Here is an 8,422-nt window from a genome sequence, read left to right on the forward strand (position 1 = left end):
TGAAAGCGGTGGGGGGCACCCTGCAGATCAGCTCGCAATCGGCCAAATACTGCGTCCGCAGGCTCAGAGCACCATAGGCTTTGCTGCCGGGGCCGGCCTGCAAGCGCTCGGCCAGCTCTTTTTGCACCAGAAGGACAATGCGCTCGAACTGCCGAACTGGCTGGGCTGGGGATCCGAGCACCTTTTCCAAAATGGGGCCGGTCAGGTTGTAGGGGATATTGGCCACCAGCAGGCGGGGTTGAGGAGGCAGCGGCAGGCGGAGAAAATCTCCCTCCAGCAGGTGAAAACGGGGTTGGCCGGCGAACCGTTTTTGCAGCAGTCGGCACAGATCCCGGTCGATCTCCACCGCCACTACCTGGACACCCTGGGCCAGCAATCGCCGCGTCAGTTGGCCGGTGCCGGGGCCGATCTCCAGCACCCAAGTGGGATCCGCCCCTCTCTCCAGATCATTCAACTGGGCAGCCCGCACAATCGCCTCGTGAACAGCGGGATCCTTGAGCCAATGCTGACCAAACCGTTTACGAGGATAGGGCATGGGGGAATGTTCGCGCAGTGCTGCGCCGCAACCGAGAGGTACCCAGAGCGGTTGAAGGAGAAATGGCCGGGTGGGTCATCGCTGGACTGAGTTGGGAACAGAAATCAAGGTGGGATCCGCATCCTCAGGTCTATCTCGGGCGGGTTGAGCAGGGAGCGCCTCTGGGTTCGGATCCCCGCTCAGGAGCGGCTTGCGGTAGAGGGGCACCGTAAAGGTGACGGTGGATCCCAGCCCTTCGCCCAGGCTGTAGAAATTGATCTCCCCTCCCATCGCCTCCACCAGGCGTTGGCTGATGGCCAGGCCCAAGCCCGTCCCCCCATATTGGCGGGTGGTGGAACCATCCACCTGTGTGAAGGCCTGAAACAGTTTTTGCTGCTTTTCCAGCGATACCCCGATCCCGGTGTCGATGACGCGGATGCGGGCCAAACCCGGGTTGCCGGGCAGGATATCCGCCCGCACGGTTACTGAGCCTTTGGGGGTAAACTTGATGGCATTCCCCACCAAATTGAGCATGACCTGCAACAGGCGTTGGTAATCGCCCAAGAGCAAAATCTGATCCGAGGTGTTGGGCAGGTGGAAGCTCAGTTGTAGGCCCTTTTGGCTGGCCTGCAGGCTAGTCTTGGCCTCCACATCCTTAAACAAAGCTCGCAGGTCGCAGGGCTGGAACTCCAACTGCATTTTGCCCGCCTCGATCTTGGCGATATCCAGCACATCGTTGATTAGGGCCAGCAGGTGCAGGGCAGAGCGATAGGCCTCTTGCAAAAAGTCCAGCTCCTCTTCGCGGTTTTCGGCCATCCCGTCCAGCACCAGCTTGATAAAGCCGATGATCCCGTTGAGAGGGGTGCGCAGCTCGTGGGAGGTGTTAGCCAAGAATTGGCTTTTGAGTTGGTTGGCCGATTCCGCTTGGGCACGGGCCTGCTCCAGCTCCTTATTTTTCTGACGCAGAGTTTGGTTGGCTAACTGCAAGCGGGTTGCCAGTTGGCGACTTTGATCCAGCAAAATGGCGTGGGCAATGGCTGCGCCCAGGTAGGTGGCAATGCTCTGGAGTACCTGAATGTGGCTTGGCTGCCAAACAGGAACCCTGTTCGGATCCAGCATTTCCAGCCAGAGCAGGCTGTTGGCGTAGCCCTGGTAAGACATGGCAATGGCCAGATGTCGCCCCGCCTCCACCGGTTCTTCCTGTCTGAGGGCCTGCAACAAATGGGGGTAATCTGCCAGCTTCAGGGTCTGGTGGAGCAGGGAGGGATCCCCAGGATGGCGGCGGTACTCGGCATTGACCGTGAGGGAGTCTTGCCCCACCTCGTAGAGGGCCATCAGGCAGCGATCTACCTCAAACAGTTGCCCCAACTGCTCCACGGTCTGCTGGCACAGTTGCCGGATATCTAGGGAATGCCGGATGTTGCGCACCAACTGCGTCGTGATCCCCTGTACCGGGTCGGCCAGGACAGGATGGGGCTGGCTGTTGGGGCTGCTGGCTCCTCCGGCCAACGCAAAAGGCGTAGCCCCCAGCAACTTGCCCACTGCCGCAACCGCCACCACCTCCCCTTCCATGTCCCGTACAGGGTTGAGAGAAAGATGCAGATGCAACTTGTAGCGGGGCGAGAGCACCTGACATTCGTAGGAGAGGGGATCCCCGCTTGCAAACACCTGGTTGAGCTTAGCCTCATACTCCCCGGCGTTGGTCACCTCCCAGATTTGCTGTCCGCTCACGATGTGCTGAGGGTGGATGCCGTACTTCTCGGCATCTTCCCAGTAAAAACTCCAGAAGCGCCTCTGGCGATCCTGCGTGTAGAACATCGGAGTGGGTCGGAGCACACCCATGGGGGAGGAGACCACCATTGCGCTAGGGGAACGTAGGCCAAAACTCAGGTTTTTCCAGAGGAAGCCGGGCTGGCCGGATCAGAGGCCGGGCGGGTTAGTGGGGCAGGATCCTTGTTGAGGCGGGCGAAGATCATGCGGCCTGCTGAGGTTTGAATGGCGCTGGTCACAACTACAGAGCGGGTTTTGCCCACAGAGTGCTGCCCTTCTTCCACCACCACCATGGTGCCGTCTTCCAAGTAGCCCACCCCTTGACCTGGCTCTTTTCCTTCGCGGGTGATCTTGATATCAAAGCTATCGCCGGCAACGTAGAGAGGCCGCAGCGCCTCGGCCAACTCATTCACATTCAGCACCTTGACCCCCTGCAGAGCCGCCACCTTCTTCAGGTTGTAATCGGTGGTGAGCAGCGTTCCCCCCACGGTTTGGGTGAGGCGCACCAGCTTTTCATCGACAGTGGTCAGATCTGGATAGTTGGCTTCGTGAATGACGAAACGATCGGGGTAGGCTTCTCGTAGAGCCTGCAGCGTATCCAAACCTTTGCGGCCCCGCTCTCGTTTTTGGGCATCGGCCTTGTCGGCGATGGTTTGCAATTCCGTCAGCACAAAGCGAGGAACCACCAGGGTTCCTTCCAAGAAGCCCGTCTCGATCAACTGGGCCACTCGGCCATCGATGATGGAGCTGGTGTCCAAAACCTTGGCGCTGGCAGCCACCACATTGCCCTCCGCCCAGAGGGCTGCTTGTAAAGCATAGTTGGGGTTAAACAGCCGCAGCAGCGAGGGGCCGTGGGTATCGGCCAGGCTGACCCCCAGGTAAGCAAAGGCCAAGCTGAAAAAGACCGAAGCCAGCGGCTCGAGGAACCTATTGAGTTGGGGGGGCAGGGGCAGCAAGTAGACAGGAGCCATGGCCAGATTGGCAATCACCAAGCCGATCACCAACCCCACCGAGCGGCTGATCAACACGTCCGGCGGCAGGGAGCGCACATTGGCCTCGAAGCGACGGTAGCTCCAGCGCACCAGGGATCCCAGAGCCAGTCCTGCCAGCAGGCCAAAGCCGCTGGTGACGACACGGGCTCCTTCCACATTGGCCCCCTGAATGGCGGCAGGAGGGAGCAGATCCAGGCCATAAAACCCGAGGCCAGCTCCCGCCAACATGAAGATCATGACCAGTAAAGCGTCTAGCATAAGGAAAAAGACGGCCCTGCTGAGTGGGTGATGCTGCTGGGAATAGGCAAATCTGCTTCCTATTCTAGTCGTCTGGCGTTGGAGGGATCCGGACAACCAAGCCAGCCCTCCCCCAGAAGGATTCAGACTATGCTGAAATCATAGCGATCCCTTGCCAGCTTGAGGGATCTGTGGATAAACCGCTACAATCCAAATCTCAACGAGGCTAAAAGCAACCATGGCACAAGCACTGGAACTCAATACCGAGAACGTCGAGAAAGTCCTGAACGAGCTGCGTCCTTACTTGATGGCCGATGGGGGCAATGTGGAATTGGTGGAAATCGATGGCCCGGTGGTCAAGCTGCGCTTGCAGGGGGCCTGTGGAGCCTGCCCCAGCTCGACCATGACTCTAAAGATGGGCATTGAGCGCAAGTTGCGGGAGAGCATTCCCGATATTTTGGAGGTGGAGCAGGTATTCTGAGGGGCCCTGTAGGTTTTTGTGAGATTCCTTTAGGGTTCTTTATCATGTGTTGGATTCTGTGCCTTGATAAATAGCCTCGGGTGGCTCTCTGCTCCCCATTTCTTTCTTCTGTGCCTTCTTCAGAGCTAGCGCATGTCTGTTCTCCTCTCCATCGCCATTCTCGCCCTGCTGATCCTGGTGCATGAGGCAGGGCACTTTGCGGCAGCCAAACTCCAAGGGATCCATGTCAACCGCTTCTCGCTGGGGTTTGGGCTGGTGCTGTGGCGATACCAGGGCAGGGAGACAGAGTACGCCATTCGCGCCCTGCCGCTGGGGGGCTACGTGGGCTTTCCTGACGAGGATGAACATTCTCCCTACCCCCCCGACGACCCGGATCTGCTGAAAAACCGCCCCGTGCTGGATCGCCTGGTGGTGATGAGTGCAGGGGTGATGGCCAACCTGATCTTCGCCTATCTGGTGCTGGTGTTGATGTTCGCCTCGGTGGGGATCCCCTCGGTAACGCGCATCCATCCCGGCATTCTCATCCCTCAGGTGATGCCCGATAGCCCGGCGGAGCGAGCTGGCCTGGAGGCAGGGGATGTGGTGTTGCAGGCAGCCGATCGCGATTACAGGGGGATTGCCGACGAGACGGCGGCCTTGGCAGCTCTGAACGATTTTCAGGTGCTGATCCGCAGCAGCGAGAACCGGCCCATTCCCCTGGAGGTGCAGCGTGGGGAAGGGGATCCCCTGCAATTGACGGTGATCCCAGAGGTGCGGGGAGAGACGGTGGCCATTGGAGTGACCTTGGCCCCCCACCAGGAGGTGACCTTGCGTCCCCCTCAGAGTGTGGCTGAGATCCTCACGGAGGCGGGAAATGCCTACCAGCGGGTGGTGATGCTCAATCTGAACGGCTTGCGGCAGTTGCTGCAGAATTTCCAAAGCACGGCTGCTCAGGTCTCCGGCCCGGTGGGGATCGTCAAGATTGGGGCGGATCTGGCCCGCGATGACGCTGCCAGCTTGTTTAATTTCACCGCTTTGATCAGCATTAATCTGGCCTTTCTCAACCTGTTGCCCTTGCCCGCCTTGGACGGGGGACACATTGCCTTTTTGATCCTGGAGGCGATTCGCGGCAAACGGCTGCCCAAGCATCTGGAGGAGCGGGTGATGCAGACGGGCTTGGTGTTGTTGCTGGGATTGGGGGTGGTGCTGCTCTTCAAAGACACCCTCGCCATTGTCACCGGGTCGGGCTAGGGGAAGATGGCCAGCAAACGGGCCCTGCGCCAGCGAGCTTTGGAGATCCTGCTTCGGCTGAAGCGCCACTACCCCAACTCCACCTGTGCCCTCCACTACCAGACGCCGCTGCAACTTTTGGTGGCAACCATCCTCTCCGCTCAGTGTACGGATGAGCGGGTGAATCAGGTGACGCCGGAGCTGTTTCGTCGCTTCCCGGATGCCCAGGCCCTGGCGACAGCGCCGCGAGAGGAGATCGAGGCTCTCATCCATTCCACCGGCTTCTATCGCAACAAGGCCAAACACATTCAGGAAGCCTGCCGCAAGATCTTGAGCGATTTCGGTGGTCAAGTGCCCCGCACCATGCCGGAGCTGCTCACCCTACCCGGTGTGGCCCGTAAGACGGCCAATGTGGTGCTGGCCCATGCTTTTGGCATCCATGCCGGGGTTACCGTCGATACCCATGTCAAGCGCCTCAGCCGCCGCCTCGGCCTTACCGAGCATGAGGATCCCGTGCGCATCGAAAAGGATCTGATGCAGTTGTTGCCGCAGGCGGATTGGGAGAACTGGTCTATCCGTCTGATCGACCACGGGCGGGCCATCTGCACTGCCCGCAGGCCTCTGTGCCAGCAATGTTTTTTGGCGGATCTCTGCCCCAGCGCTCCTCTTCTGGGATCGGCTGCACCGGCCGAGAAAACGGATAAAAAAGCTACAAAAGCCTCGCCGGCCTGAGATGATGGTTTCTAGGCGCCCCGCGTGGCTGAGCCCCCCATTCTTCCGGCGCTTGTTTTGGCCGCCCCTCGCCCTAGAATAAGCTCCATGCAGGATAAACCCATGTCAGTCGCGCCCCCCGTTCTGGTCATTGCCGGCCTGACGGGATCCGGGAAAACTTTGGCCATCCAGCAGTTGGAACAACTGGGGTACACCGGCCTAGAAGGGATCCCGCCTGCCCAGGTGATCCCCTTGGTTGAGGCGATGCGGACCCATCACGCTGCTTTGGCCATCAGCTTGAATCTCCACGCCCAGGAGTACCGGGATCAAGTTCCCACCCTGGCTGCTTGGGTGCAATCGCAAGGGATCCCTTTCCTATTCTTGGAGGCCCGCTCCCCAGTGTTGCTCAACCGTCTCAGCGCCCACCGCCGTCCCCATCCCTACGGGGAAGCTGCCGGTTTGTGGGAGGCCATTGAGCAAGAGCGTCTGGCTCTGGCCCCGGTGCGGGAACGCTGCACCCACTGGTTGGATACCTCCGACCTCAATGCCCAGCAACTGCGGCAGCAATTGCAAGCTTTGGTGCAAGGGATCCCCCAGCCCCTCAACCTAAGGCTGGTCAGCTTCGGTTTCAAATACGGCGTTCCCCCCGATGCCAACTTGCTGTTCGATGTGCGTTTTTTGCCCAACCCCTTCTTTCAGCCCCATCTGCGTCGCCTCACTGGGCAGGATCCCCTGCTGCAGGAGTTCTTGTTTGCGGATCCCATCACACAATCCACCTACCAGCACATCTTGTCCCTGATCAAAGCGTTTTGGCCCCACTACCGCGCAGAGCGTCGCCCCCACCTGACTTTGGCTATCGGCTGTACCGGCGGTCAGCACCGCTCGGTGGCCCTGGTGGAGCGCCTGGCCCAGGATTTGCAGCCTTGGACTGTCCCTGCCGGCAACCACGTTCTTCCCGACCTGAATGTTCAGGTTCAGCATCGCCATCTGCTCGACTCTCAGCGGGAGCTGGAAGCCCGCTTTGGCCCGGCGCCCGGCGAAGCCGGCGTTGCCCAGCAACAGGTTAGGATCCCCTTGGCCGGCGTTCCTGCACCTTCCCATGCCTAAGCCTGTGCCCAGCAACAAGTCCGCCGCTTGGGGCATTCGCCGCCGCAAGGCTGCTTGGCCGGGAAGTGGCTGGAAATGGCTCTTTCCCGGTTTAGCCGTTAAACGCTGGCTGAGCCTGGCAGTTGGGGGCGTGCTGCTGATGGTGCTGGGCATTGCCATCTGGACGGAGTTGACCCCCATCTTTCGCCTGAAGCGGCTGATCGACATCACCCTGCGCCTGATCACCACTTGGATCCCGAACAACATCAGTGGCCCCCTGGTGACCGGGATCGGGCTGGTGATGGTGGTGCTGGGGTTTCGCAGCGCCATGCGCTCCATCGAGGATGTGCTGATCCCCGAGGGAGATGAAGCGCTGGTGGATAAGCTGTTGTCGCGGCGGCGTCTCAGCCGTGGTCCCCGCATTGTGGTACTGGGGGGCGGCACCGGCCTCTCCAACCTGCTGCGGGGTCTGAAGCGCTACAGCTCCAACATCACAGCCATTGTCACGGTGGCCGATGACGGGGGATCCTCAGGGCGTCTGCGGCGGGAGATCGGCGTTTTGCCCCCCGGCGATATCCGCAACTGTCTGACTGCTCTGGCCAACGAGGAAAAGCTGCTCACCGAGCTGTTTCAATATCGCTTCCAGTCGGGGGAAGGGCTGAGCGGCCACAGCTTCGGCAATTTGTTCATCACTGCCCTCACCGCGGTAACCGGCGGCGACTTGATTCGGGCCATCACTGCCACCTCGCAAGTCTTGGCCATTCAGGGGCGGGTGCTGCCGGCCACCCTGGCGGATGTTACCCTCTGGGCGGAGCTGAGCGATGGCCGCCGCGTGGTGGGAGAGTCCAACATTGCCAAAGCCGGAGGACGCATTTGCCGAATCGGCTGTGACCCCCCCAACCCTCCCGCCCTACCGGAAGTCATCGAGGCTATTGAGGCGGCAGAGTTTGTGGTGCTGGGGCCGGGTAGCCTCTACACCAGCATCATCCCTAACCTGTTGGTACCGGAAATTGTGGAAGCTCTGGCCAAAAATATGGCCCCCCACATCTACGTCTGCAACATCATGACCGAGCCGGGGGAAACCGACGGCTATACCGTTGGGGATCACGTCATGGCTTTGGATCGGGTGGCAGGAGTGCGCCTATTTGACGGCGTGCTGGTGCAGCGGGAGCCACCCTCCCCACGTGCTTTGGAGCATTACCGCCGCAGCGGTTCTGAGTTTGTGGTGTTGGATCCCGACAAACTGGCTTACCTGGGCTGCCGCGCCGTTTTGGCTAACGTCATGCAAGAGGATCCAGAGACCGGCTTAGTGCGCCACAACCCCGAACGCTTGGCTGCAATGCTGATGCGCTGGTTCGACAGACATCGCCCCCTCTAGCTTTGCCCAGGATGTCCTGATACATTCACGCTGAACTCTCCTGA

General features: G+C 60.2%; 8 protein-coding genes. 5 read left to right on the top strand and 3 right to left on the bottom strand.

All coding sequences use genetic code 11. The features are described 5' to 3' along the window. The 3 genes from NW856_RS02035 to NW856_RS02045 all read right to left on the bottom strand — a co-directional run. The coding region (locus NW856_RS02035) for a ribosomal RNA small subunit methyltransferase A (RefSeq protein ID WP_414398843.1) at window positions 1-535 on the bottom strand (535 nt) is incomplete at its 3' end. Window positions 536-610: 75 nt separating this feature from the next. After that, complete coding sequence (locus NW856_RS02040) at window positions 611-2,332, bottom strand: sensor histidine kinase (protein ID WP_414398844.1); 1,722 nt, start codon at window positions 2,330-2,332, stop codon at window positions 611-613. Between the two features lie 68 nt (window positions 2,333-2,400). Beyond that, complete coding sequence (locus tag NW856_RS02045) at window positions 2,401-3,534, bottom strand: PIN/TRAM domain-containing protein (protein WP_414398846.1); 1,134 nt, start codon at window positions 3,532-3,534, stop codon at window positions 2,401-2,403. Between the two features lie 217 nt (window positions 3,535-3,751). Here NW856_RS02045 and NW856_RS02050 point away from each other — a divergent pair, with 217 nt between their 5' ends. The 5 genes from NW856_RS02050 to NW856_RS02070 all read left to right on the top strand — a co-directional run bounded on the left by NW856_RS02050 (window position 3,752) and on the right by NW856_RS02070 (window position 8,378). Beyond that, entirely contained in the window at window positions 3,752-3,994 is a 243-nt protein-coding gene (locus NW856_RS02050) for a NifU family protein (RefSeq protein WP_011432622.1), read from the top strand. A gap of 132 nt (window positions 3,995-4,126) precedes the next feature. After that, window positions 4,127-5,224 carry an RIP metalloprotease RseP gene (rseP, locus tag NW856_RS02055; protein ID WP_414398848.1) on the top strand — a complete coding sequence of 366 codons (1,098 nt, stop codon included), beginning with the start codon at window positions 4,127-4,129 and terminating at the stop codon, window positions 5,222-5,224. Between the two features lie 6 nt (window positions 5,225-5,230). Further along, the gene (gene nth, locus NW856_RS02060) at window positions 5,231-5,935 is read left to right on the top strand and encodes an endonuclease III (RefSeq protein ID WP_414329011.1); all 705 of its coding nucleotides are present in this window, start codon (window positions 5,231-5,233) and stop codon (window positions 5,933-5,935) included. A gap of 102 nt (window positions 5,936-6,037) precedes the next feature. Beyond that, complete coding sequence (rapZ, locus tag NW856_RS02065) at window positions 6,038-7,021, top strand: RNase adapter RapZ (protein ID WP_414398850.1); 984 nt, start codon at window positions 6,038-6,040, stop codon at window positions 7,019-7,021. Further along, window positions 7,014-8,378, top strand: a complete 1,365-nt coding sequence (locus tag NW856_RS02070) for a gluconeogenesis factor YvcK family protein (protein WP_011432626.1) — start codon at window positions 7,014-7,016, stop codon at window positions 8,376-8,378. The genes rapZ and NW856_RS02070 overlap by 8 nt, the downstream gene beginning before the upstream one ends. The last annotated feature ends 44 nt before the right edge of the window (window positions 8,379-8,422 follow it).

This window comes from Synechococcus sp. R3-13 (assembly GCF_047462195.1).
GTDB lineage: Bacteria > Cyanobacteriota > Cyanobacteriia > Thermostichales > Thermostichaceae > Thermostichus.